The organism is Streptomyces sp. P9-2B-2, from assembly GCF_030406865.1.
In the GTDB taxonomy this organism is placed as follows: domain Bacteria; phylum Actinomycetota; class Actinomycetes; order Streptomycetales; family Streptomycetaceae; genus Streptomyces; species Streptomyces platensis.
On sequence record NZ_CP129126.1, the window covers coordinates 1280063 to 1302560 of the forward strand.

22 protein-coding genes and 1 pseudogene are annotated in these 22498 nt (G+C 68.9%); 13 read left to right on the forward strand and 10 right to left on the reverse strand.

The features are described from left to right. Window positions 1–426: 426 nt before the first annotated feature. Window positions 427–1014 (forward strand): Rieske (2Fe-2S) protein, encoded by a 588-nt coding sequence (locus QT196_RS05375; RefSeq protein ID WP_168477862.1) that lies wholly within the window; start codon window positions 427–429, stop codon window positions 1012–1014. A gap of 147 nt (window positions 1015–1161) precedes the next feature. Further along, complete coding sequence (locus QT196_RS05380; RefSeq protein WP_168477863.1) at window positions 1162–1704, forward strand: GNAT family protein; 543 nt, start codon at window positions 1162–1164, stop codon at window positions 1702–1704. A 213-nt stretch (window positions 1705–1917) separates the two neighbouring features. Here QT196_RS05380 and QT196_RS05385 read toward each other — a convergent pair whose 3' ends face one another. The 3 genes from QT196_RS05385 to QT196_RS05395 all read right to left on the reverse strand — a co-directional run bounded on the left by QT196_RS05385 (window position 1918) and on the right by QT196_RS05395 (window position 4408). Beyond that, window positions 1918–2829: a MerR family transcriptional regulator gene (locus QT196_RS05385; protein ID WP_168477864.1), complete on the reverse strand. Its 912-nt coding sequence runs from the start codon at window positions 2827–2829 to the stop codon at window positions 1918–1920. A 179-nt stretch (window positions 2830–3008) separates the two neighbouring features. Then, window positions 3009–3701, reverse strand: coding sequence for an IS5 family transposase (locus QT196_RS05390; RefSeq protein ID WP_168483579.1), 693 nt, complete (start codon window positions 3699–3701; stop codon window positions 3009–3011). A 254-nt stretch (window positions 3702–3955) separates the two neighbouring features. Next, window positions 3956–4408: a VOC family protein gene (locus QT196_RS05395; RefSeq protein ID WP_168477865.1), complete on the reverse strand. Its 453-nt coding sequence runs from the start codon at window positions 4406–4408 to the stop codon at window positions 3956–3958. A 408-nt stretch (window positions 4409–4816) separates the two neighbouring features. On the opposite strand from QT196_RS05395, the gene QT196_RS05400 reads away from it, so the two are divergent. The 4 genes from QT196_RS05400 (at window position 4817) to QT196_RS05415 (ending at window position 8917) form a co-directional block, all read left to right on the forward strand. Then, window positions 4817–6046 carry an MFS transporter gene (locus tag QT196_RS05400; RefSeq protein WP_168477866.1) on the forward strand — a complete coding sequence of 410 codons (1230 nt, stop codon included), beginning with the start codon at window positions 4817–4819 and terminating at the stop codon, window positions 6044–6046. Between the two features lie 821 nt (window positions 6047–6867). Continuing rightward, window positions 6868–7281: a hypothetical protein gene (locus tag QT196_RS05405; protein ID WP_168477867.1), complete on the forward strand. Its 414-nt coding sequence runs from the start codon at window positions 6868–6870 to the stop codon at window positions 7279–7281. A gap of 302 nt (window positions 7282–7583) precedes the next feature. Continuing rightward, window positions 7584–8480: an RNA polymerase sigma-70 factor gene (locus tag QT196_RS05410; RefSeq protein WP_168477868.1), complete on the forward strand. Its 897-nt coding sequence runs from the start codon at window positions 7584–7586 to the stop codon at window positions 8478–8480. Beyond that, the gene (locus QT196_RS05415; protein WP_266734590.1) at window positions 8468–8917 is read left to right on the forward strand and encodes an SRPBCC family protein; all 450 of its coding nucleotides are present in this window, start codon (window positions 8468–8470) and stop codon (window positions 8915–8917) included. Before QT196_RS05410 ends, QT196_RS05415 begins: the two co-directional genes overlap by 13 nt. Before the next feature lie 155 nt (window positions 8918–9072). Here the strand turns inward: QT196_RS05415 and QT196_RS05420 are convergent, their stop codons facing one another. Beyond that, window positions 9073–9483 carry a VOC family protein gene (locus QT196_RS05420; protein WP_168477870.1) on the reverse strand — a complete coding sequence of 137 codons (411 nt, stop codon included), beginning with the start codon at window positions 9481–9483 and terminating at the stop codon, window positions 9073–9075. A gap of 243 nt (window positions 9484–9726) precedes the next feature. Between QT196_RS05420 and QT196_RS05425 the strand changes: the two are divergent. Further along, window positions 9727–10681, forward strand: a pseudogene (locus tag QT196_RS05425) (IS481 family transposase). Here the strand turns inward: QT196_RS05425 and QT196_RS05430 are convergent. Beyond that, on the reverse strand, window positions 10678–11328 hold the full coding sequence (locus QT196_RS05430; protein WP_290356611.1) for a TMEM175 family protein: 651 nt from the start codon (window positions 11326–11328) through the stop codon (window positions 10678–10680). The pseudogene QT196_RS05425 and the gene QT196_RS05430 overlap by 4 nt on opposite strands. Window positions 11329–11621: 293 nt before the next feature. On the opposite strand from QT196_RS05430, the gene QT196_RS05435 reads away from it, so the two are divergent. The 3 genes from QT196_RS05435 to QT196_RS05445 all read left to right on the forward strand — a co-directional run bounded on the left by QT196_RS05435 (window position 11622) and on the right by QT196_RS05445 (window position 14039). After that, window positions 11622–12281 (forward strand): LysE family translocator, encoded by a 660-nt coding sequence (locus QT196_RS05435; protein ID WP_290354458.1) that lies wholly within the window; start codon window positions 11622–11624, stop codon window positions 12279–12281. 171 nt (window positions 12282–12452) lie between these two features. After that, entirely contained in the window at window positions 12453–13127 is a 675-nt protein-coding gene (locus tag QT196_RS05440) for an HAD family phosphatase (protein WP_290354459.1), read from the forward strand. Between the two features lie 111 nt (window positions 13128–13238). Then, the gene (locus tag QT196_RS05445) at window positions 13239–14039 is read left to right on the forward strand and encodes a methyltransferase domain-containing protein (RefSeq protein ID WP_168477873.1); all 801 of its coding nucleotides are present in this window, start codon (window positions 13239–13241) and stop codon (window positions 14037–14039) included. Window positions 14040–14055: 16 nt separating this feature from the next. Here the strand turns inward: QT196_RS05445 and QT196_RS05450 are convergent, their stop codons facing one another. Beyond that, on the reverse strand, window positions 14056–15012 hold the full coding sequence (locus QT196_RS05450; protein WP_290354460.1) for a LysR family transcriptional regulator: 957 nt from the start codon (window positions 15010–15012) through the stop codon (window positions 14056–14058). Between the two features lie 293 nt (window positions 15013–15305). Here QT196_RS05450 and QT196_RS05455 point away from each other — a divergent pair, with 293 nt between their 5' ends. Beyond that, window positions 15306–16163 carry an alpha/beta fold hydrolase gene (locus QT196_RS05455; RefSeq protein WP_290354461.1) on the forward strand — a complete coding sequence of 286 codons (858 nt, stop codon included), beginning with the start codon at window positions 15306–15308 and terminating at the stop codon, window positions 16161–16163. Between the two features lie 62 nt (window positions 16164–16225). Here the strand turns inward: QT196_RS05455 and QT196_RS05460 are convergent, their stop codons facing one another. Together QT196_RS05460 and QT196_RS05465 are read right to left on the reverse strand one after the other, a co-directional pair. Continuing rightward, entirely contained in the window at window positions 16226–16714 is a 489-nt protein-coding gene (locus QT196_RS05460; RefSeq protein ID WP_168477876.1) for an RICIN domain-containing protein, read from the reverse strand. A 796-nt stretch (window positions 16715–17510) separates the two neighbouring features. Beyond that, window positions 17511–18086, reverse strand: coding sequence for a TetR/AcrR family transcriptional regulator (locus tag QT196_RS05465; RefSeq protein WP_168477877.1), 576 nt, complete (start codon window positions 18084–18086; stop codon window positions 17511–17513). 70 nt (window positions 18087–18156) lie between these two features. Between QT196_RS05465 and QT196_RS05470 the strand changes: the two genes are divergently transcribed. Beyond that, the gene (locus QT196_RS05470) at window positions 18157–19050 is read left to right on the forward strand and encodes an NADP-dependent oxidoreductase (RefSeq protein ID WP_168477878.1); all 894 of its coding nucleotides are present in this window, start codon (window positions 18157–18159) and stop codon (window positions 19048–19050) included. 172 nt (window positions 19051–19222) lie between these two features. Here QT196_RS05470 and QT196_RS05475 read toward each other — a convergent pair whose 3' ends face one another. Continuing rightward, window positions 19223–20539: an MFS transporter gene (locus QT196_RS05475; RefSeq protein ID WP_168477879.1), complete on the reverse strand. Its 1317-nt coding sequence runs from the start codon at window positions 20537–20539 to the stop codon at window positions 19223–19225. 72 nt (window positions 20540–20611) lie between these two features. On the opposite strand from QT196_RS05475, the gene QT196_RS05480 reads away from it, so the two are divergent. After that, on the forward strand, window positions 20612–21370 hold the full coding sequence (locus QT196_RS05480; RefSeq protein WP_290354463.1) for a DeoR/GlpR family DNA-binding transcription regulator: 759 nt from the start codon (window positions 20612–20614) through the stop codon (window positions 21368–21370). A 131-nt stretch (window positions 21371–21501) separates the two neighbouring features. Here the strand turns inward: QT196_RS05480 and QT196_RS05485 are convergent, their stop codons facing one another. Further along, window positions 21502–22416 (reverse strand): SDR family oxidoreductase, encoded by a 915-nt coding sequence (locus tag QT196_RS05485; RefSeq protein WP_168477881.1) that lies wholly within the window; start codon window positions 22414–22416, stop codon window positions 21502–21504. Between the last annotated feature and the right edge of the window lie 82 nt (window positions 22417–22498).

The window sequence follows — 22498 nt, forward strand, 5'->3', positions numbered from 1 at the left end:
ACAAAACCAGCTGGGGCACGCGAGCCCGCAAGGTCCAAGCGAGACGCCCAGGCATTTCGTTCGGAGCAGCCAGTCGCGCCAGGTGCTGGGGGAAGCGAACTACGGCCGGCACTCACGGGCGGCAGCTGAGGCTCTCCTCGAATGAACTCTGTCGGGCACGAGCTGACCAGGAAGAGGCCAACGACGAAAGGCCCGTTCGCACCGCTCGACGGTCGCTCGTTGCCCGTCAGATGCGTGACGTTTCCTGCTGTTCCGCCGCCCACCTCCGCCCTCCGCCTACCGCCACGGCCTGCCCCCCGAGGCCTGCTCCTGCGGATGACACACCCCCGCATTGAACGCTCCGGGCGGTGGCTCCGTATGGACCTTGTGCAACGTCCATGGAGCACATCGCGCACCGAAGGCACCACCAAGAACCGGAGGCACACCATGGCTCGACAGGCAGCGTCGGAGCGGACGGAGACCGCAGCGGTGACCGCAGCGGAGGAGGCCGGCCCGGCGCCGGCGGGACGTGGGACGGGGCGGCGGGCCGTCGTCGCGGCGGTCGGCGCGGCCGGTCTCACGGCAGCGCTGGCGGCCTGCGGCGGCAGCATGTCGGATGCGGGGAGCGGGGGCTCCAAGGCCGCGGGTGATGATCAGGCCGCCCCGGAGACGAGCGGCGGAGGCGGCGACAACGGTGCGGGCGGCGCCGGAGGGAGCGGGGCCGACGGTTCCGCCGGTGGGGACAGCGGCCCCGCCCTCGCCAAGACGTCGGAGATCCCCAAGGGCGGAGGGAAGATCTTCAAGGGCGAGAAGGTCGTCGTCACCCAGCCCCAGGACGGCGACATCAAGGCCTTCTCGGCGATCTGCACCCACGCGGGCTGCGTCGTCGGCGAGGTCTCCGGCGGCACCATCAACTGCATGTGCCACGGCAGCAAGTTCGACATCACCGACGGCAGCGTAAAGACCGGCCCCGCCACCAAGGGCCTGGCCCCCGCCAAGGTGACGGTCAAGGGCGGCTCGGTCACCCTCGGCTGACGCAGCGCGCTGTCTCACAAAGCCGAGCGCCTCCCCCCTTGGCCTTCGTCGGCATCACCGCCGCCCTCATCTACTACCTCCACTACACCAACTGAGCTGGCCTCAAATTCATTTGCGCAGGCCAGCCCCGTCGGATAGGAAGCCTGCATGCTAAAGGGCAACAGGGTCGGGCTGAGGGCCCGGCACGAGGACGACATCCCGGTCCTGCGGGCTGAGCTCTACGACGACGTGGTCAACGCCTCGCGGGCCGAGGGCGGTCCGTGGCGACCGATCACGCCCGGCTCGAAGGATCCGCGGCTCGTGGTGGACGACAAGGTGCAGGGGGTTGTCCCGTTCTCCGTGGTGGAACTGGACGGCGGCACGCTGATCGGCACCGCGAACCTGTGGGGCATCGACAACCACAACCGGGCCGCGCACATCGGGCTGGGGCTGCTGCCGTCCTCCCGCGGCAAGGGCTACGGCACCGACGTGGTCGCGGCGCTGTGCCACTACGGTTTCATCGTGCGCGGCCTACAGCGGCTACAGGTCGAGACGCTGTCGGACAACGCCGCGATGCTGCGCGCCGCCGAGCGCAACGGCTTCGTCCGCGAGGGCGTGATGCGCTCCTCGGCCTGGGTGATGGGCGAGTTCCTGGACGAGGTGCTGCTCGGGCTCCTCGCCCAGGACTGGAAGCCGGACTCGAAGGGCTAGGAGGTGTCCGCAAAGTCCCGCCTGGCTCGCGACGCTCCCCCAGCTACCGCTGGGAGGTGCCCCCAGGCACGCACGCTCGCTGTGTTGTCGGGATCGTCCACGTAGGCCCACTACGAGGACGACCCTCCGCCTTGCGAGCGCACGCACCAGACGCCGCGAGCCCCGCCCTCCGGGCGAACGACGGGACTTTGCGGACACCCCCTAGGCCGAGTTTTAGGTAGCGGGTGAGTCTTGGGCGGATAGCTCTTCGGCCAGTTCCATACAGCGCAGGCGGGCTGGGGAGAAGTCGTAAGGCATCTTGCCGGTGGCTTCGAACACGCTCATGGAGTCAGCCTCCCGCCTGCCAGAGCTGAGGTCGGCCTCGTCCTCGCCGTCATCGGCGGTAGCAGGGTGCAAAATGTCCCAGGCTTCGCAGAGGGCATCGTCGTCCTCATCCAGGCCGGACTCCTCGATGACGGCTTGCAGGGCGCTTTCGAAGGCGTGCCGCTCGACGGCCACTTGAGCCACCCGTGGATCGTCGACGGCGACGCTGTCATCGAGTGCCTCCTCGGCGTCATCGATGCGGTCGGAATCCTCCCGCAGAGTGGGATGCGTGGCCAGGACGACGAAGCGGGTGGCCTGGACGGCCGCGCCGAGCGGTCCGAAGATCCGCTCGGTGACCAGCAGACTGTCCAGGTCCGCCGGACGCAGGGAGCCCTCGGGCAGGCTCTTGAGGCGTTCGGTGACGACGTCGGAGAGCAGGCCCATCCGGCTGCCTTCGGTGCGCATCCGCTGCACGGCGGTCCGCTGCCGCCGCAATTCCGCCTCCTGCTCGGCGAAGGATTCCTCCAACCGCTCCAGGATGTCCGCGATACCGTCTCCGTTGTCCGCCCCGGCGGAAGCCATGCCGGTGGTAAAGGCGTCACGGATGTCGTCCAGGGCGATCCCGGCGTCGGCCATCTTGCGAATCCACAGCAGGCGGATCATGTCCTCGTACCCGTAGCGGCGGCGGTCATCGCCGCCCCGCTCAGGCTCGGGGAGCAGGCCGATCTCGTGGTAATGGCGAATCGCCCGTGGCGTGCTGCCGGCGAAGGCCGCCGCGTCACCGATCTTGACCTGGCGGGGTGGCATGAAAGACGAATGCATGAGCAGGGACCTTCCTCAAGAGGATCGGGACGTAGGTCCACCGGACCACATGCCGCTACGGAAGGTGCAACCCCCTACACACCGCCCCGCGCCAATGCCAGGAAATGCGCCCTTCCTCCGTAAGGACCGCAGGGCCGTCGCTTTCTGCTGGGGCATCCGCACGGCGGCAGGCTGAGGGTTCACAGCCACTGATGAATCGCTGCGACCTGAACCGTCGCCTCGAACCGAACTGCAAGTTCGCCAAACCGGGTCGCCACGGCCCGGTGCTGCTTGAGACGGCTGATCCCGCATTCAACCGCGTGCCGGGCCTTGTAGTCCTCGCGGTCGAAGAAGGGCGGACGGCCACCGGCACGTCCGCGGCGCCTGCGGTTGCGGACCTGATCGACCGGCTCAGGAATCGTGCACCTGATGCCACGTCTGCGCAGGTGGGCGCGATTCGCGCGTGAAGAGTACGTCCTATCGCCTCGCACCCGCAGCGGGCGGCTTCTCGGCCGGCCGACACCAGGCCGGGCCACCCCGATCGCGTTCAGGACCGGCTCGAACTGCGGACTGTCACCGCGCTGCCCGGCGGTGATCAGCAGCGACAACGGCTTCTGTCCCTGCCCACACGCCAGATGAATCTTCGTGGTGAACCCGCCTCGCGACCTGCCCAGTCCATGGTCTTCAGGTTCGGCGCTCACTCCGCCTGGCGGTTCCTTCTGCCACGGTCCGTACTCGAACGGCAGGTCCCGCCACGGAACTCCGGTCCGAACCCGCCACCGCACACCGTCTACCAGCCGCCGACAGCCAGGCCTCCTGCGACGTATGCCCACCGCAGGCAGCAACGACTCCAGCACCGACCACTGCTCATCAGAAAGATCCCCTCGCCCCACATCTTGATCATCATCGTGCAGGGCGCACACAGGAATCCGAACCTAAAACACGGCCCAGGCCACCGGGGCACTTCATCCTTCTGGAAGTCCTTGCCGGCCAGAGAATCCTGCCAACGGTGTGGAGGGCAGCGAGGCAATTGGCGGCGGTCTTGTCATAGCGCGTGGCCAGGCCGCGCCGCCACTGCTTGAGCTTGTTGATGCACCGATTCGCCTTGGGTTTCGCAGCAGGCGGCCGCGTTCTCGGCCCGTCAGTCTCAGTCGTTGCCGGCGGGTGGGTCGGCGAAGACGCCCTGCTGCATACCGGTGGCTTGTCCTACTTCGATGAGGTACCCGTCGGGGTCTCGTAGATAGCAGCGCAGTTCCGCCTTGCGGTCGAGGGGCGGGGTGAGGAATTCCGCTCCCTTGGCGCTCCACTGCCGGTGACATTCCTCGATGTCGGCGACGCGGATGTTGAGGAAACTGCTGACGGTGTTCGGGTCCGTGGGCGGGCGCAGGGTGACGTCCGGCTTATCGGGGGTCGGCCCGCCGCCGGGGTTCATGATGATCCATCCGTTGGCGAGCTTGACGATGCAGGGATTCTCAGCGAGCACCACTTCACCGCCCAGAACATCGGCGTAGAAGGCACGGGATCGGGCCACGTCGGCCACCGTCAGGAAGTGGGTGAGGAGCAGCCCGGTCTCTGGATACGGAAGATCATCACGGCTCATGCCAGCCTCCAGGCAAATGGGGTGTTTCCGCACATAGTGCCGCATGGGTGCCTGCGGTGACGCGGATGGACACGGGCGAGAGGCGAGGTAGCCCCGGCCGAACCACGGTCCACCGCCCTGCGGACGTCTCTGCCAGCCAGACCGGCTCAGGCAGCGATCGGCTGCCGGCCTCCGGCCTCGGTCCAGTCCCGCACGATCCATGGTGAAGCCCCCAAGCAGTCAGAGTGCTGAGTTCGCCCTGCCGGCACCACTTCGCGCACCAAGGCACCGCATTGCGTGGGCAGTTGTCGGCGGATATGCGACATCACCGTGAAGGGCAAGGGTGCAGTCGCAATCCTGCCAGCCACCTCTCGACGCAGCCTGCTGGACTGATCGCGAAACGCGCTGCCTTTCACAGGACGGAATGCCATGCCGATTACCTCTACCGCTTCAGTCAACGGCCCACGCCTATCGCCTCGGTCCCCGCTGATGGGGTGGCTGGCCGTGGTCTCAGTGATGCTGGGAATCTTCGCCATCGTCACCACCGAGATCCTGCCGATCGGCCTGCTGACCTCGATCGGATCCAGTTTCACCGTCTCGGACGGGGTGGCTGGACTGATGATGACCATGCCCGGCTTCCTGGCTGCTATCGCGGCTCCACTGGTCACCGTGGCCACGGCGCGCTTCGACCGCCGACTGATGCTGTGCGTCTTCATGCTCCTGCTGGCACTGGCGAACTTCCTTGCCGCTGCGGCAACCGACTACTGGCTCGTACTCATCTCCCGGATCATGGTCGGGATCACGATCGGCGGCTTCTGGTCGATCGGGGCCGGGTTGGCGGAACGACTGGTGCCGCCGGCCTCGGTCGGCAGGGCTACTGCTGTGATCTTCTCCGCCGTCCCGCTGGGATCCGTCCTCGGCGTGCCGACCGGCACCCTGATCGGAGATCTCGGCGGATGGCGAACGGCCTTCACCGTCATAGGAGCCCTGACGGTCGGCGTATTGGTCATGCTGCTCTTGCTCGTGCCGCCGCTTCCTCCTGTCCAGGTCACACGGCTGGGCGTCCTCAACGACATGCTCCGCAGCGTCAACACCCGCTTCGCACTCTTGCTGACGTTCCTTGTGGTACTGGCTCACTTCGGCACCTACACCTACGTGACACCCTTCCTGGAACAGGTCACCCACGCCAGCAGTGCTCTGATCACCACATTCTTGCTGCTCTACGGTGCCGCCGGCATCCTCGGCAACTTCCTGGGCGGCGCCTGGGTGGCCCGGTATCCCCGGACCGTCTTCGGGCTCGCGGCCGGTCTGATCGCCGCGGTAACCCTCCTGCTTCCAGTGTTGGGCCGCTGGGAGATCGGCGCAGTGATACTGCTCATCGTGTGGGGCGTGGCGTATGGCGCCGTGCCGGTCGCGTCGCAGACCTGGTTCTCCAAGGCGGCACCGCATGCCCCGGAAGCGGCATCGGTCCTGTTCACCGCCTCCTTCCAGGCAACGCTCTCTACTGGTGCCCTCGTAGGGGGCCTCATCCTGGACCGCACCTCTCCCTCCGCGCTCATGCCGCTGGGCGGATGCACCGCGGTTCTCATGGTCCTGGCAGTAGGGTCACGCTTCGCCGAACGCCGCCTCACCGGCCCGCACTGCAAGGAGCGGTCCTGAGCAACGCACAGAGAAGCGACCACAGTTGCTTCTGTCCAAGGCTCAGCGCCTCGCCCCTCGACCTGGCTGCCCGCACAGTCAGCCACTGACCACTCGGCTCTTGGTGTGAGCCCCTGGGTTGCCGCCAACAGGCCATCGCACCGCACCGATGGCAGTGCACTCGCAGTGGCGCGGCACGTCTACCGGCGTCGGGCGAACCAGGCGACCAAGGCCGCGGGCCCCATCGACAGCATGGCGGCCACCTTTACCGACAGGAGCCCCAGGCCGGGAGTCCACCACCCCACCTTCCACGCCACGACCCATAAAAGTCCCAGAATCAATAAGGTGCAGCCCACTGACAATGCGACCCGCAGGGTACGAGGGTTTTGAGGCTCTCCGCTGTTTCTCTCATCCATGGGGACGACTATAGAGATCGGGTCGAAGCGGCTTTCTGACCATGCCCTCACACCGGCACGAGATGCGGCTGGGCGAAGACGGAGCCACAGAATCAACTAGGCCCGACCACGAGGCTGCGACCCAAGAACCTGAAGCAAATCCGGCCACGGCCCGGGGCGACAACTCCCGGATCGCACGCCCGAGTCCCGGCATTCTCGTGGTCACCGAAGTGCTGACTCAGACGCGCCACGAGCTTAGCGGCGGGCCCTTGACCTGGTTGCTTCCACTCCCTTGCATTCACCTCGGAAGAGGAGCAGCAGAAAACAAGAGCCGAGAACCACGGATAGGACGGCTCCGGCAATGTGCCGAGGAATAGGCCATATTCAAGCCCTGTTGCGGTCCACCGTCCGCCAGGGCGACCTGAGAAGATCCGGAGACATTGAACAATGAAACGTATCCTTCGATCCGCAGGGTTCACCGCCGCACTCACACTTGCCCTGGCCGGCGCGGGATTGACCTCCGCGTCAGCAGCGTCAGCAGCGGACGGCGAAACGGGCAGCATCAGGGTCTGCAACAAGGGCGCCTATGTCGCCGACTTCGCCGTGAACAACAAGTGGGTCAGCGCCTTCCCCGTCGGACAGTGCAAGACCGCCAAGATCGAGCCGGGGACCACCGGAGAGGTCGATGTGACGATGTCCAAATACACCGGCTTCTGGTGGACCGGATTCTGGCGCACGGCCGCGGAAGGCGGGCCGAACTGGTCCACCATCAACACCCGGAAGGCGCCCGCGAACCAGGACACCTGCTACGAGGTCGGCGGAACCACGTTCTACGCCTGGGAGACCACGACGGCCTGCTGATCCCGCCGGCACATCCCGTGCCGCACCGGCCCCAGCCGGAGCCGCAACCCTGCCGACAGGGGTTGCGGCTCCCTCATGTCTGTCAGCCTCCGGCTGGTGATGACCAAGACCTGCGGCTCAGTAAGTAGCGCAGTGATCAACAGCGCTGAGCGTCCGTTGTGAAGCGAATCACCATGGTGGACTGTCACAGATCGCTGACGTGCGGTGTCTCGATGGGCAGCCACGGAACTCGATGGGCAGCCGAAGAAAGGGGCCGCGTGTGATGCCGTCGTACCGACGCATGCTGGTGGTGGGGTCAGGCCATGGCTGAGGGCGCGTTCACCGAGCATCGCCCGCTGCTGTTCACCCTCGCCTACGAGATACTCGGCAGCGCCGCCGACGCCGAAGACGTACTCCAGGAGAGCTACCTGCGGTGGAGTGCGGTCGATCCGGCCACGGTCGAGCATCCGCGCGCCTACCTGGTCCGCGTCGTGACCCGCCAGGCCCTCAATCACCTGCGTGCGGTCAGGGCACGGCGCGAGGAGTACGTCGGCACATGGCTGCCCGAGCCGATCCGTACCGCGCCCGAAGTGAGCGAGGACGCGATCCTGGCCGAGTCGGTGTCGATGGCCATGCTGCTCGTCCTGGAGACGCTGAACCCGACCGAGCGGGCGGTGTTCGTCCTGCACGAGGTGTTCGGCTACACCCACGGCGAGATCGCTGCCTCGGTCGGGAAGGCCGAGGTCACCGTCCGCCAGATCGCCCACCGCGCCCGCCGGCACGTGCAGGCGCGGCGTCGCCGCTTCGAGCCCGACTCGGGCGCCACCCGGGAGGTCGTCCGGCGGTTCCTGCACGCGGCGGCGACCGGCGAAGTCCAGACGCTGATGGACCTGCTGGCGCCCGATGCCGTGCAGATCTCCGACGGCGGCGGGAAGGTTGTCGCCGCCCGCCGCCCGATCACCGGCCACGCCGAGGTCGCCCGGTTCGTCCTCGGCGTGCTCCGCACCACCACCGCGGCGACCCGTATCGAGCACGCCACCTATAACGGCATGCCCGCGGCACGGTTCGTCACCGGTGACGCACTCGACTGGCTGGTCGCGTTCGAGATTCACGACGGTCGGATCACCGGCCTCTACGGCATCCGCAACCCGGACAAGCTGCACCGCGCCGAGACGGTGCGCCCACTCGACCGAGGAGGTCACCCGCTGTGGAAACCATGACCGTGGAACGCGTCATCGCCGCCCCGATCAAGGATGTCTTCACCTGGCTCACCACGACCACCAACTACACGGCCTCGCCCCTGATTCTGCGCTGCCGTCTGACCCGGCACGGCGAGTCCGCGCCCTATGGGGTCGGCGCGGTGCGCAGCCACCTCTGGCTGATCGGCTGGTTCCGGGAACGCATCACCCAGTACGACCCGCCGTACGCCACCGAGTACGTCGTCGAACGCAGTCTGCCGCCGTCCCGGCGCGAACTCGGCCGCATGACCTTCACCGAGGTCGACGGCGGCACCCACGTGCACTGGACCACCCGCGCCGAGATCCCCGTCCCCTTGCTCGGCACGTTCCTCACCCGCCACCTCGCACGGCCGGTGATCAGCCGCACCTTCCGCAACATCCTCGATGTCGCCAACAGCGCACTGACGCAACGTCCCTAGCGCCTATCCCCTAGCCTCCGCATCAAGCGCGCCCCGTCCCGGCCGGGGACGGCTGGGGACACGATCGGATGCGCGCCGAGCCGGTCCCGGATACGGACAACGCGTCGGTGCCCCGGCTGGAGCACCGACGCGCCGACGTCTGGTCAATATCAGCTCTACTGCTCGCTGATATTGACCATCCAGGTGATACCGAACTTGTCCGTGCACATGCCGAACACGTCCCCCCACATCTGCTTCTCCAGGGGTACGGCCACGGTGCCGCCCGCGGACAGCTTCTGCCAGTAGCCGCGCAGCTCGTCCGAGTCGTCGCCGGTCAGGCTCACCGCGAAGTTGTTCCCGGGCTTGTGCTCGGTCCCGGGCGGGTTGTCGGCAGCCATCAGGGTGAATCCGGCGGCGGTCTCGAGATGGCTGTGCATGATCTTGTCGGCGAATCCGGGCGGCGCCTCGGAGCCGAAAGCACCGTAGGTGTTGACGGCCAGTTCGCCGCCGAGGACCTCCTTGTAGAACTCCATGGCTTGCTTCGCTTCACCGGAGAAGCTGATGTACGGGTTGAGGCGAGTGGTCATGAGCTGCCCCTTTCGTGAGGAATGGTCAGCGCGGGCAGCCTACGTGCGTCAGGGGCAAAGTCGGATGACCTGAGGCTCGTGGTCACGGCCGCTCGCCCGGAGGCGGGCGTGTACATCACCGTCCTACGACAGGCCCTAGTTGTATTGATCACGAGCCTTGTTGACAGCTGCTCGGTTTGATCAATGGCGAAGACCTCCGGTGTGGTGGAGGTGTCTAGGCTTCACCACACGACGGAGGTCTTCGTGTCCCACCGTAATGCCCGGCTGACCGTTCACGGCAGGAGGCTGCTGGTCGACCGCGTCCGGGCCGGCCGCCCTGTGGCCCATGTGGCCGCGGAGATGGGTGTCTCACGCACCACAGCACACAAGTGGGTCCGGCGTTTCATGGCGGAAGGCGAAGCGGGACTGCGCGACCGCTCCAGCTGTCCGCACAGGACCCCGCACCGCACCTCGACAGCCGACGAAGCGCGCGTGTGCCACCTCCGCACAAGCCGCAAGCTCGGACCGGCCCGCATCGGCCCGATTCTGGGGATGCCCGCCTCCACCGTGCACCGCGTCCTGACTCGCCACGGTCTGGGCCGCCTGGCCTTCCTCGACCGGCCCACCGGGCAGGTCATCCGCCGCTTGAGCGCGACCGCCCCGGCGAGCTGGTCCACGTCGATGTGAAGAAACTCGGCCGGATCCCCGACGGCGGCGGACACAGAGTCCTCGGCCGCCAAGCCGGTCGCGCCACCCGCAGCAACATGGGCTTCGACTACGTCCACTCCGCCGTCGACGACCACACCCGCCTCGCCTACAGCGAGATCCACAGCGACGAGAGGGCCCCACCTGCGCGGCCTTCCTCGAAAGGGCCGCCGCGTTCTTCAAGACCGTGGGCATCGACCACATCGAACGTGTCCTGACCGACAACGCCTGGCCCTACCGAAAGAGCTTCGCCTGGCGCGACGCCCTCGCCCGCCTCGGCGCAAGAGGCAAGCTCACCCGCGCCTACCGGCCGCAGACCAACGGCAAAGTCGAACGCTTCAACCGAACCCTCGCCGACGAGTGGGCCTACATTCGGCCCTACACCAGCAACACTGAGCGCACCGAAGCCCTGGACAGGTTCCTGCACCACTACAACCACCACCGGTGCCACACCGCACTCGCAGGCCAGCCACCCATCAGCCGCGTGAACAACGCTCCAGGTCAATACACCTAGGCACTGGTCCGCTGAGCGTCCGCGCGCAGGCGCTTGCCCCGTTTGCCCGTCAGTATTCTGATCGGGATCAGTACCGCCCACCACAGCTTCGCGCCCGTCGGCGAGACGAAGGCGAGCGGGATGGCGACGGCGAAGACCAGCACCGTTGCCGCGAGATCGACCAGATCGTTGCGCGCTACGGGGTCGGACAGCACCGCTCTCCCCAGCCATGGGCGCTTCCACAGCACGAGCGTCAGCGCGAGCTGCGTGGCGCCCATGACCGCGACGGCACCGGAGTAGACGGCCACCGACTGCGGCTCGTCCCCGTACTCGGCCAGCAGGGTGGTGGGGAACGGCATCAGGGCGATCAGCCCGAGGCCCAGCAGCACCAGCTTGATGATCGTGCCGTCCACGTCCCGCACGTACCGGAAGGTCTCGTAGTGGCCCCGCCAGAACGCCGCGATGACCACCAAACTGAGGACGTACGCCCAGACCTTGGGCATCACATCCCGCAGTGCCTGCGCGAACCCGGCGGAGTCCAGCCCGTCGGGCACCGCGATGTCCAGCGCCAGCAGCGTCATCGCGATGGCGAACACTCCGTCAGCCAAGGCGAGGAGCCGGGCCGCGCTCCCCTCGTCATCCCGTACCGGCCGGCCACCATTCACCAGGCCACTCTAGGATCACGCACACCGGAATATTCTGATTTGCCCTTGTACGTGTTGAGCGCCGGCCCGTCGGACTTAGTGGGCCGGTTGGTGGGGTGGGCCGAGCGCATCCAGCGCCGCGCCCCTCCGGAACGCGAGCGAGTAGCGGCCTCGGCTCCGACCTCCGGCCACACCCTCTACGGGCCTGAATCAGTCGATCAGGTGCACGCAATCTTCTCCTGATCGCAGCGCAATCCCTGCCCGATACCGGGCAGGAATGTAGCCGTTCCATGGCTCCGGACGTATCGTGAGCGCTCATGATCGCCATCGACGCCTTGTGGACGTTCTCCTTGATGGTGGGACTCCTCACCCTCACTCCCGGACTGGACACCGCCCTCATCCTGCGCACTGCCGCGCTCGGGCACCGTCGGCGTGCCTGGGGCGTGGTCCTCGGCATCCAGAGCGGCACCCTGATCTGGGGCACCCTCACCTCGCTCGGCGTGACCGCGCTGCTCACCGCGTCCCACCTCGCGTACGAGATCCTCCGCTGGGCCGGGGCCGCGTACCTGGTGTGGATGGGCGGCAGGATGCTGTGGGCCTCCTGGCGCCGCTCGGTGGACGAGGCCCCGGAGATACCTGGGAGCGGGGCCGAAGTCACGTCGGGATCAGGCTCCGGCGACTCCCTGCCCGGCGGCTGGCGTCAGGGGATCACGACCAACCTTCTCAACCCGAAGATGGGCGCCTTCTATGTGGCGGTGCTCCCGCAGTTCCTCCCCGCCGACACCTCGCACCTCACCGCGGGCGTGCTTCTGACCGGCATCCACATCCTGCTGGCCGTCCTATGGGCCGGCGTACTGATCGCCCTCGGGCACGTGCTCCGGGACCGCCTGCAACAGCCCACGGCGCGCCGTTATCTCGACCGCCTCACCGGTACGGTCATCGCCGCTTTCGGGGTCCGGCTCGCGCTCGGGGAGTGAGACACCGGCCGCGTCGACCGCACGCCGACGACCGGAGGCCGGAGTCTCGGTGACTTCCGGAACCCGAACGATCAGTTCATGAGGCAGGCCGGTATGAGCGTGAACGGCTGACCGGCCCGCCCACACCCTCTGAACAGGCAACCGACTCACCCAAAGTGAAAGGACACCCGTATGCGCTCGCTCCCCACCAGCGCGGAGGCCGTGGTCTTCGACTGCGACGGTCTGCTGGTCAACACCGAGGTCTGCTGGACCGTCGCGGAAACGGCCATTTTCGCCGCGCACGGCCACTCCTTCGGCCCCGAACAGAAAGCGCTGGTCATCGGCCGTACCGTGGAGGCCGCGGCAGCGGCCATGGCGGACTACTTCGGGCGGCCCGGAGCCGGTACCGAGCTCGCCGCCGAGCTCCTCGGACGAGTCCGTAAGGAGCTGGCCGCGGGCGCCGCCGCCCTCCCCGGAGCAGCGGAGCTGGTGCGTGCCTGCCGGGCGGCCGTGCCCATAGCCGTCGCCAGCAACAGCCCCCGGGAACTGCTGGACACGGCACTGGAATCGGCGGGCCTCGCCGCGCACTTCACGCACACATTCGCCGCCGACGAGGTGGCTTCCCCCAAGCCCGCACCGGACCTCTACCTGGTGGCCTGCGAGGCACTCGGTGCGGCCCCGCAGCACTCTGTCGCCTTCGAGGACTCGGCCACCGGCATCGCTGCGGCCCGTGCCGCCGGACTGCACGTCGCGGTCGCACCGTCCCTCCCGGGCGCCGACCTCGACCACGACTGGTTGGGGGCCGGGTTGGATGACCGTCAACTGATCGGCTGGGCCCGGGAGTTGGGGGATGGCGCGATCCGCTGAAGCGCCCTCTCCGCGCGCACTGACCGGGCCGAGGGGTGTGGGTGCGTCCCACGCAAGCCAGCGCATTCTCTTGGTCGAGTCCACACTACGCCCCTCTGCCAGACTCGCCCCATGGCTGAACACGAGAGCGACCGCGGATACCTTCTGGACAACCAACAGTCGGAGGCGGGGATCCGCTTCGGCGCGCTCTCCGAGTTGTTCGACCCCGTGACGTTCCGGCATATCGACCGGCTCGGCATCGGTGTCGGCATGCGGTGTTGGGAGGTCGGCGCCGGCGGTCCCTCCGTACCTCTCGGGCTCGCCGAGCGGGTCGGTCCAACGGGCACGGTGCTCGCCACCGATATCGATGTGTCCTGGACCTGCGATGTCGCCGACGGTGTGATCGAGGTGCGCTCCCACGACGTGGCGGGCGATCCGCCGCCCGGCGGCTTCGACCTCGTGCACGCGCGGCTGGTCCTGGTGCATGTCGCCGACCGCGCCGAGGCCCTGCGGCGGATGATCCAAGCGCTGCGGCCCGGCGGCTGGCTGCTCCTGGAGGACGCCGACCCCGCCTTGCAGCCACTGCTGTGCCCCGACGAGTCGGGTCCCGAACAACAGCTCGCCAACCGGTTGCGGTCCGGCTTCCGCACCCTGATGGCGGCACGCGGTGCGGACCTCGCGTACGGGCGGACCCTGCCCAGGGTGCTACGCGAAGCCGGGCTGGACGAGGTGCAGGCGGACGCGTACTTCCCCATCACCTCGCCGGCCTGCGCCGTACTGGAAGACGCGACGGTCCGGCAGATCCGCCACCAGCTGACCGGGAACGGCCTGGCCACCGACGAGGAGATCGACCGTCACCTGGCCAACGTCGCCACCGGTCAACTCGACCTGGCCACGGCCCCGATGATCTCCGCGTGGGGACGACGGCCGTGAGCTCGCCAGCAGCCCCCTAAGCGGAGTCGCTCGCCCCGGGCCCCTTGCGTCCGCTCCTCTTCGTGCGGCCCGGCCGAGCACCCACCGTGGAACGACGCCGGGTCTCCGCGAGGAATGCGGCGAGTACCGGGGAGCGTTCGTCGCCCCGGTAGGACAGGACCAGGTCGGGCAGCGGCGTCCGCGGAGTCACATCGCAGAACCAGGTGCCGGGCCGGGCGACCGCGCGCATGCACGACGGGCCGAGGCCCGCGCCGACCCCGCACGCCGCCAGACCGATGATGGTGTGCAGGTCCCTCGCCTCGGTGGCGGTGTCGAGAGCCGACGCGTCGTCGCCGAGGAAGGTGCGCAGGCCCGCGTAGGTGGCCGGTTCGTCATCCACCGGCGCCACGATGAGGTGCTGGCGGCTGAGTTGTGCCCGTCCCACCGTCTTCCGTCCGGCGTAGGGGTGGCCCGTACCCACCACGGTGACCAGGTGGTCCCGGCCGACGGTGACGGAGACGAGCCCTTCGGCACCCGGCCCGCGAGGGGCGCCCCGTCCGATGGCCAGGTCCAGCTCGCCGCTGATCAGGGCGGCGGCGCTGCGCGCTGTCGACATCTCGCGCAGTTCGAGCCGGACATCCGGGTGGTCCCGTCGGAACGGCGGCAGGACCGACGGCAGGAACTGGAGCAGGGCCGAGCTGATAAAGCCGAGACGCAGACGCCCCGTCTCCCCCCGCGCCGCGCGACCGGCCTCGACCGTCGCGGCCGACATCTCGCACAGCGCCCGTCGCGCCGGCGTCAGGAACGCCGCACCGGCCGCGGTCGGAAACACGCCTCCGGGAGTGCGGTCGAAGAGACGCTCGCCCACCTCCCGTTCAAGGTCCGCGATCTGGCGGGAGAGCGGCGGCTGCGCGATACCAAGGGCTGCTGCCGCCCGCCCGAAGTGCTGGTGCTCGGCCACGGCGAGGGCGTAGCGGAAATGACGGGCTTCCATACGCCCAGCGTAAGTGGAGCCCTCCCGTCATACCTGTGAGGTATCACGCGGGCCCCTGTCCGGCATCGGCATTGGCCGCGCGTCGCAGGCCGATTGGAATGGAGCGGTACGGCACCCCGCGCTGGTGATCCCCATGCCACCACCGGGGCTCCCCTGAGCCGAGCCGCCACCGTCGTCGGTGTCGTCCTGGTCCTCGTCCTCGGCCTCATCGGCCTCATCGGCCTCTTCGGCCAAGAGTCATCCCCCGTACTCCGCCCCACTCCCGCCCCCACCCCCTCAAAGGTGACGTCCCTATGAACGCTCCCTCCCGAGACACCCTGTTCGTCCTCCTCCATGGCGCCTGGCACTCCTCCTGGCACTGGGCGGCCACGCAGCGTTCGCTGACGCACCGCGGTGCGGCGAGCGTCGCGCTGGACCTGCCCGGTCACGGTTTCGGCGCGCCGCTGCCTTCCGGGTATCTGCTCCCCGGGCAGCCGGGCCTCTCCACGGAGAAGTCCGCGCTCGCCGGGCTGACCACGGACGAGTGCGCCGCGAGCATCCTGTCCACGCTGACGGAGGTCCGCGGACGCTTCCGCACGGTCGTGCTCGTGGCCCACAGCGCGGGCGGCGGACCGGCGTCCCTCGCTGCTGAGACCGCTCCGCACCTCGTCGACCGGCTCGTCTACCTCTCCGCCTGCGTCCCGGCCGGGCGCCCGCGCTTCACCGACTACCTGAGCACCCCGGAGCAGACCACGACCGCCCGCGGCCGGGGGCTCGGCATCGGTGACATGGAGAGCCTCGGCGCCCTCCGCATCAACCCCCTGTCGACCGATCCCGCGTACATCGAGGACATGCGGCAGGCCTACTACCACGACGTGCCCACCGAGGAGTTCGCCCGCTGGCGCCGCGCCCTCAGCCCCGACCTGCCGCTTGCCCTCGTGACGACGCCCGTTCACCTGACGGCCGCCCGCTGGGGGCGCATACCGCGTACGTTCCTCCGGCTGGCCGAGGACTGGGCTGCCACACCGGCCATGCAGGACCTGATGATCACCGAGGCCGACGCGTTCGCGCCTGACAACCCCTTCACCGTCCGCGAACTACCCGGCAGCCACTCGCCGTTCGCCGCCCGTCCTGATGAGCTCGCCGCCACTCTGGTCGCCGACCTCGGCTGAGTGCCAACCGGGCCAGGCACGCGGGCTCACCAGATGCCGCCCTGCTCCCGTCCAGCGGCGGCTCAGCGCCAGGTCTGGTTGCGACCGCCGTTGCACCGGATCGTACGGAGCCCGAACTGGCTGTCGTCCAGGCATTCCCCCGTGGCCTGGCTCTGGAAGGTCAGCTTGTCGCCCTTCACGAACACGAACCAGCTCTGCTGGCGAGACGAGTTGCATGAGCGGGTGTCGAGCGTGACGCCGTCGTCGTAGAGGCATTCATTGGTGGCGAGGCTGCGGAACTGGCGGGTGTTGTCGGCCCACTTGTGCACGTTCCACTTCTGGAAGACGGAGCCGTTGCAGGCGTAGCCGCGCAGGCCGAACTGGCTGTCGTCGAGACAGGACCCGGTGGCCATGTTCCCGTACGTCTCGACCGCGTCGGCCGGCCGCTGGACGGCGGGAGCGGCGCCCGCCCCGGCCGGTGTCGCGGCGTCGGCGGGCACGGCCGGCGCCCCGCCCAGGACGAACGAAGCCGACGCCACGACGCCCGCGGCCGCCCGAATGCTGAACTTCATGGAGAAACCCCTCCCAAAGAGACTGTTTGCACGGCCACAGCCTGGGCCCCGGGGGCAACCTAGGTCTTGTACGAAAGCGCAATCGGGCTTGGGGAGTTGACGGGGGTGGGCCACAGTGTCGAAGCAGCACATGGCGGCGAGCGAGTTGGGCGACCAGCACGGTCAGGCCCATCAGGGCGACCAGGGCGACCAGGGCGACCAGGGCGACCAGGGCGAAAGCATCGACCGCGTCGCGCCGGGGTGGCTGCGCGGGCACGTGCTCCGCTATCGCGGCTACCGGATGGCAGGGCCCAGGCCGCCCCGGCTCTCGCTCCCCTCCGCCACGGTCACCCTGCTCCTGGGCTGGGGTGACCCTCTCCACATCACCGACGGCCTCAACCGGTCCGGGCCGTCGAGCGTATGGCCTGCCATGATCGCGGGCATCCAGACCGCCCCCGTCCTGGCCGGCTACCTCGGCCCCGGTCATGCGGTCGAAGTCGACTTCACCCCGCTCGGCGCCCACCGCTGTATGCGCATCCCCCTGCACCACCTGGCGAGGGCAGTGGTCGAGCCGGACGAGGTGATGGGTACCGGCTGGACCACAAGGATCACCGAACAGCTGGCGGCCGCGCCGAACTGGCCCCGGCGCTGGGCGATTCTCGACTCCCTCCTCGCCCGACAACTCGCGGCCGGCCCGCCGGCCTCCCCGCTGATCACCGAGGTCTGGGACCTGCTCTGCACCCGCGACGGCGGCGTGACCCTACGCGAGCTGACGCACACCACCGGCCGCGGCAGCCGACGCATCCAGGGCCTCTTCTCAGGGCGCGGTGGCTTCCCAAGCCGCCTTGATCATTCGGAAGACCTCGTCCGTCGTGGACTCGGGATCGTCCGCCTGGCAGGCCAGTGCGTAGGCGTCGATGGTGAACCGCGCGGTCGCCCGGCAGGCCGTCGCACTCCGGGACAGGTGGGGATCGGCGGCCAGGGCCGCTGCCAGCGCCTGCGCGTGACGCAGGCTCATCGACTCCTCGTACTTCCGCAGGGCGGGTGATCCCTCGATCATGCGCCGGACGGGGGCGCTGCCCTCCGCCGTGCAGTGCCGCACCAGGGCCTGGACCTCGCGGTGCAGCGCCGGGATGAGCGGCTCGTGCGGGGCGCGGTCGGTGACCGCCCGCGTGAGGCGCTGCTCGAAGTCCTGGTCGCGCTCGAACACCAGGGCCTCTTTCGAGGCGAAGTGGGAGAACACCGTGGTGACGGCCACGTCGGATTCGGCCGCCACGTCACGGATGCCCACGGCGTCGTACCCGCGCTCCAGGAAGAGTCGCAGCGCGGTGTCGGCGATCTTCTGACGGGTCGCAGCCTTCTTGCGTTCGCGGCGTCCGGGCGGCTCGGTCATGCCGTGACACTACCAGGTATGAATTCCTAACGGTTGCGGAAAGCTAACCGTTAGGGCTACGTTCGGCCCCATGAGGAAAATTTGCTTCGCCGAGTTCGGCGGTCCCGAAGTCCTGCAACTGGTGGAAGCCGAGGAGCCCCACGCGGGCCCCGGCCGGATACGCATCGCCGTACGAGCGGCGGGCGTCAACCCCGTCGACTGGAGGATTCGGGAGGGCCAAGTCCTGGGAGCCCATCCGGTCGAGCTGCCCGCCGGGGTCGGACTGGACGCCGCCGGGGTGGTGGACGAGGTCGGCGAGGGCGTCGAAGGGGTCGACGTCGGCGACCGCGTGTTCGGCGAAGGCGCCGACACGTACGCCGAGTTCGCCGTGCTGTCGGCCTGGGCCCGGATACCCGTGGGACTGACCTTCGACGAGGCGGCCGGGTACCCGTCGGTGGTGGAGACCGCGCTGCGTATCATCCGCGAGGTCGGCGTGCGGCCCGGGCAGACGCTGCTGGTCAGCGGCGCGTCCGGCGGCGTCGGGTCGGCGGTGCTGCAGATCGCCCGCGAGCGCGGCATCACGGTGATCGGCACGGCCGGGGCCGCGAACCAGGACTACCTGCGCGGCCTGGGCGCCCTCGCCACGACCTACGGCGAGGACTGGGTCGAACGGGTGCGGCACCTGGGCCGGATCGACGCGGCCCTCGACCTGGCCGGCTCGGGCGTGATCCGCGAACTCGTCGAGCTGACCGGGGACTCACGCAAGGTCGTCTCCATCGCCGACCTCGGTGCGCCACAGCTGGGCGTCCGGTTCTCCGGCGTGGCCGGGAGCGTGCCTGACGCGCTCGCCGAGGCCGTCGACCTCATCGCCCGGGGCAGACTCCACATCCCGGTCGAGAAGTCGTACCCGCTCACCGAGGCAGCGGCGGCACACGCCGACAGCCGCGCCGGCCACACCCGGGGACGCCGGGTCCTGGTCATCTGAGCCGCCGCCCGCCCGGCGTCCCCGCGCCGCACATACTCGCGGCAGGGACCGTTGCGGTAGCCCTTATCCGCCGCGACGGTGTCGGGCTTCTTGCGGGGCCTGCCTGAGCCGAAGCGTGGAACCCGGATCGACTCAAGCACCGGCACCAACTGGGTGCCGGAGGCTCTCCACTTCACCCCTTATGGCTTCGCTCTCCCGAGTGCGTGTCGGGTGCGGTCTCACGAGGGGCCGCATGGGCCGGGCTGTTGCCGGAATCGGTCGTGCCGCCTCCGCTCTCCGGGCGTGTGGGGGCGGCGTTACGGGGCCGCAGGATGCCGGCCGTGGCGGCGGCGACCGCGCAGAATGCCACGGGCAGGAAGAACGTGAGGTGGAGCGGCATGACCTGGGTCAGGGGGCCGATGATCGCGGGGCCGGCGAGCATGCCGACGTAGCCGAGGCCCGCGACGCGGGAGACGTTGGTGCCGGCGGCGTCCGGGTCGGCGTGGCCCGCGGCGCTGAAGAGCTGGGGGACGCAACCGGACAGGCCGGCTCCGAACAGGGTCCAGCCGATCAGAGTCAAGGGGATCGAGGAGGAGAGCGACGCCGCGGTCAGGCCGAGTGCGGCAGCTGACGCCCCGTAGCGGAGCACGGCCACCGAGCCGAAACGCGCGGCCACCCGGTCGGTGAGCAGGCGGCCGATGGTCATGGCGGTGGAGAAGGCTCCGTAGGCGAGGGCGGCGGTGGCGGCCGGCGCCCCCAGGACGTCGCGCAGATGGAGCGTGCTCCAGTCATTGGCCACGCCTTCGCACAGCATGATCATCAGCGCGAGAGTGGCAAGTCCCCAGATGCGCCTGGGGGTTTTGGTCCTGCGCCGGCCCTTCGCGGCAGCAGCAAGGCCATCGGGGGCATCGGGGGTCTCGTGCGTCTCGGAGGTCTCGGGGATATCGGTGCCGCCGGACCTGAGCAGCGCAGGGGCTGCAGCCACCGCAATCGCCAACCCCAGGAGCGCCACCGTGCCGAGGTTCGCCACCGGGCTCCACCCCCAGCTGAGCATGCGGGCGCCGACCAGCGCGGCAAGGACGCCACCGATGGAGAAGGCGGCGTGGAAGGCGGACATGACGGGCCGTTGGTAGCCGCGCTCGACCTGGATGGCGTGGGCGTTCATGCTGACATCCAGGCAGCCGTTGCCGAGGCCGAGCACCAGCAGTGCGGCCCCCAGCGTCCAGGGGTTCGCGGCCCATCCCGGCAGGACCACACCGGCGCTGCACAGAGCAGCGCTGAGCGGTACGACCGTACGGGCGCCGAAACGGTCGGTGAGGGGGCCGACGAGCTGCATACCGGCGAAGGCTCCCGCGCCGAGCAGCAGCAGGAGCCAGCCGAGTACGGCATGGCTGATCCCTGCGCGCTGCTCGATATCGGGGATATGGACGACCCACATCCCCATCAGGAAGCCGTTCAGGACGAAGTAGGCGAAGGTGGCCAGGCGGCCGAGCCGTAGTGATCTCTCCACGCTCCGAACATAGCGAACAAGTTCAGCTTTCGAAAGGTTGCTTTTCGAACGCGATCGATGTTCAATCTCACTATGGCTGGCACAGATCGACTGAGGCAGATCACTGAGGCGGTACGGGAGGCGGGCAGCATCGGCGTCGCGGAGCTGGCCGGGCTCACCGGCGCTTCCGAGATGACCATCCGGCGTGACCTGGAGGCTCTGTCTTCCCAGGGGGTACTGGAGCGCTACCGCGGAGGTGCGAGGAGCCTGCTACTGCGCGGCGAGGAACCGCCGTTCGCGCTGCGGGCCCAGGAGGGGACGGAGGTCAAGCGGCGCATTGCCGTCGAGGCCGCCCGGCTGGTGGCCGACGGAGAGTCCGTCGTCCTCGACAGCGGCACCACCTGCCTGGAAGTGGCCCGTGTGCTGGCGCAGCGCCGGTTGACCGTCATGCCGCTCTCCCTGCACGCGGTGAACGCACTGGCAGAGGCGCCGCAGCTGACCCTGCTGGTACCCGGCGGCCGGCCCCGGCCGGGCGAACTGGCGCTGACCGGCCCCCTGACGCAGGCATCCCTGGCCGCCCTGCGCTTCGACACCGCGATCATCGGCTGCTGCGGACTGAACGCCGAAAGTGGCATGACCGCCTACGACTTGGACGACGCCGCCGTCAAACGTGCCGCGATCGCCTCTTCCCGTCGCGTGATCGCCGTCGCGGAAGCCACCAAACTCTCCCGCACCGCCCTCGCGTTCGTCACCCCCGCCCCCGCCCTGCACGCCGTCGTCACCGATGACTCCGCACCGGACGACCAGACCGACCACCTGACCGCGGCGGGCGTCACCGTACGGAAGGCGTGACCACGTAAGCACCGTGCTTCTTCGACCTCTTCGGCGTCAGGGAGAGACTGCACGCTGACACGCCTCGGCCCCAAGAAGGCGGCTCGCGCCGCACCGCCCCCTAATGGGACGGCGATGCCGGGCGCGTTCGGTCACCGCGGGCTGTCTTCGGCATCAGCCCGGCGGAGGGCGGCCTCGGCATCCGCTCGCCCTCCAGCCCCCAGCAGACCCGTCGCTTCGAAGGAGGTACGGGCAGCCAGCCGCGGGAGTTCCCTGCGCGAGAAGTGGGTGACGACGATCGGCAGTGCGGCGCGCACCACCTGCACACTACGGAGCCAGGCGGGTGTGTACACGGCGGTCGACCGTCGTTCCACCGCCGTTGCCAACCGGGCGGCCACCCACTCCGGGCGGTAGACCTTTCGGGCCGGCGGCGGCATATGGGCGCGGAGTTCGCGCAGCACGGAGTACTGGTCCGCATCCCGGACCATGTCGGTCTCGGTCCAATTCAGATAGGCGATTCCCACCCGGACATGCTGCGCGGCGAGTTCGGCACGCAACGACTGCGTGAAGGATTCGACACCGGCCTTGGAAGCGCAGTACGAACTCATCAGCGGAGCCGCGCCGATGGACGCCAGTGAGGCCACCTGAAGAAAGTATCCGCGGGTGGACAGCAGGTCCGGCAAGAAAGCGCGAGCGGTAATCGCGCTGCCGATCAAATTGACCTCGATCACCCGGCGCCACGTCATCGGATCGGATTCCGCGAACGGCCCGCCTTCGGCGATTCCCGCGTTCGCCACGACGACACTCGCCTCCCCCAGCCGTTCGCGAACCTCCTCCGCCACCCGGGCCATGGCCCCGTCCCGAGTGACATCGACGCTCCAGCAATGCACTTCGGTCGGCAAAGAGGACGCCACCCGGCGAAGAGCATCCCCGTCATGATCGAGCAGGGCGAGATGGGCTCCCCGTCGAGCCAGCTCCCAAGCCAGCGCACTCCCCACCCCACGAGCGGCCCCGGTCACCACAGCAGTGCGCCCATAAAGAGAATGCGCTCTCCGGCAACGGGCCATCACGCACTCCTCACGACAACGGAATCCTCGGAAGGCCGGCACGGAACTCTCCCCCCGGATGACCGGCAGCACCCTTCCTCAC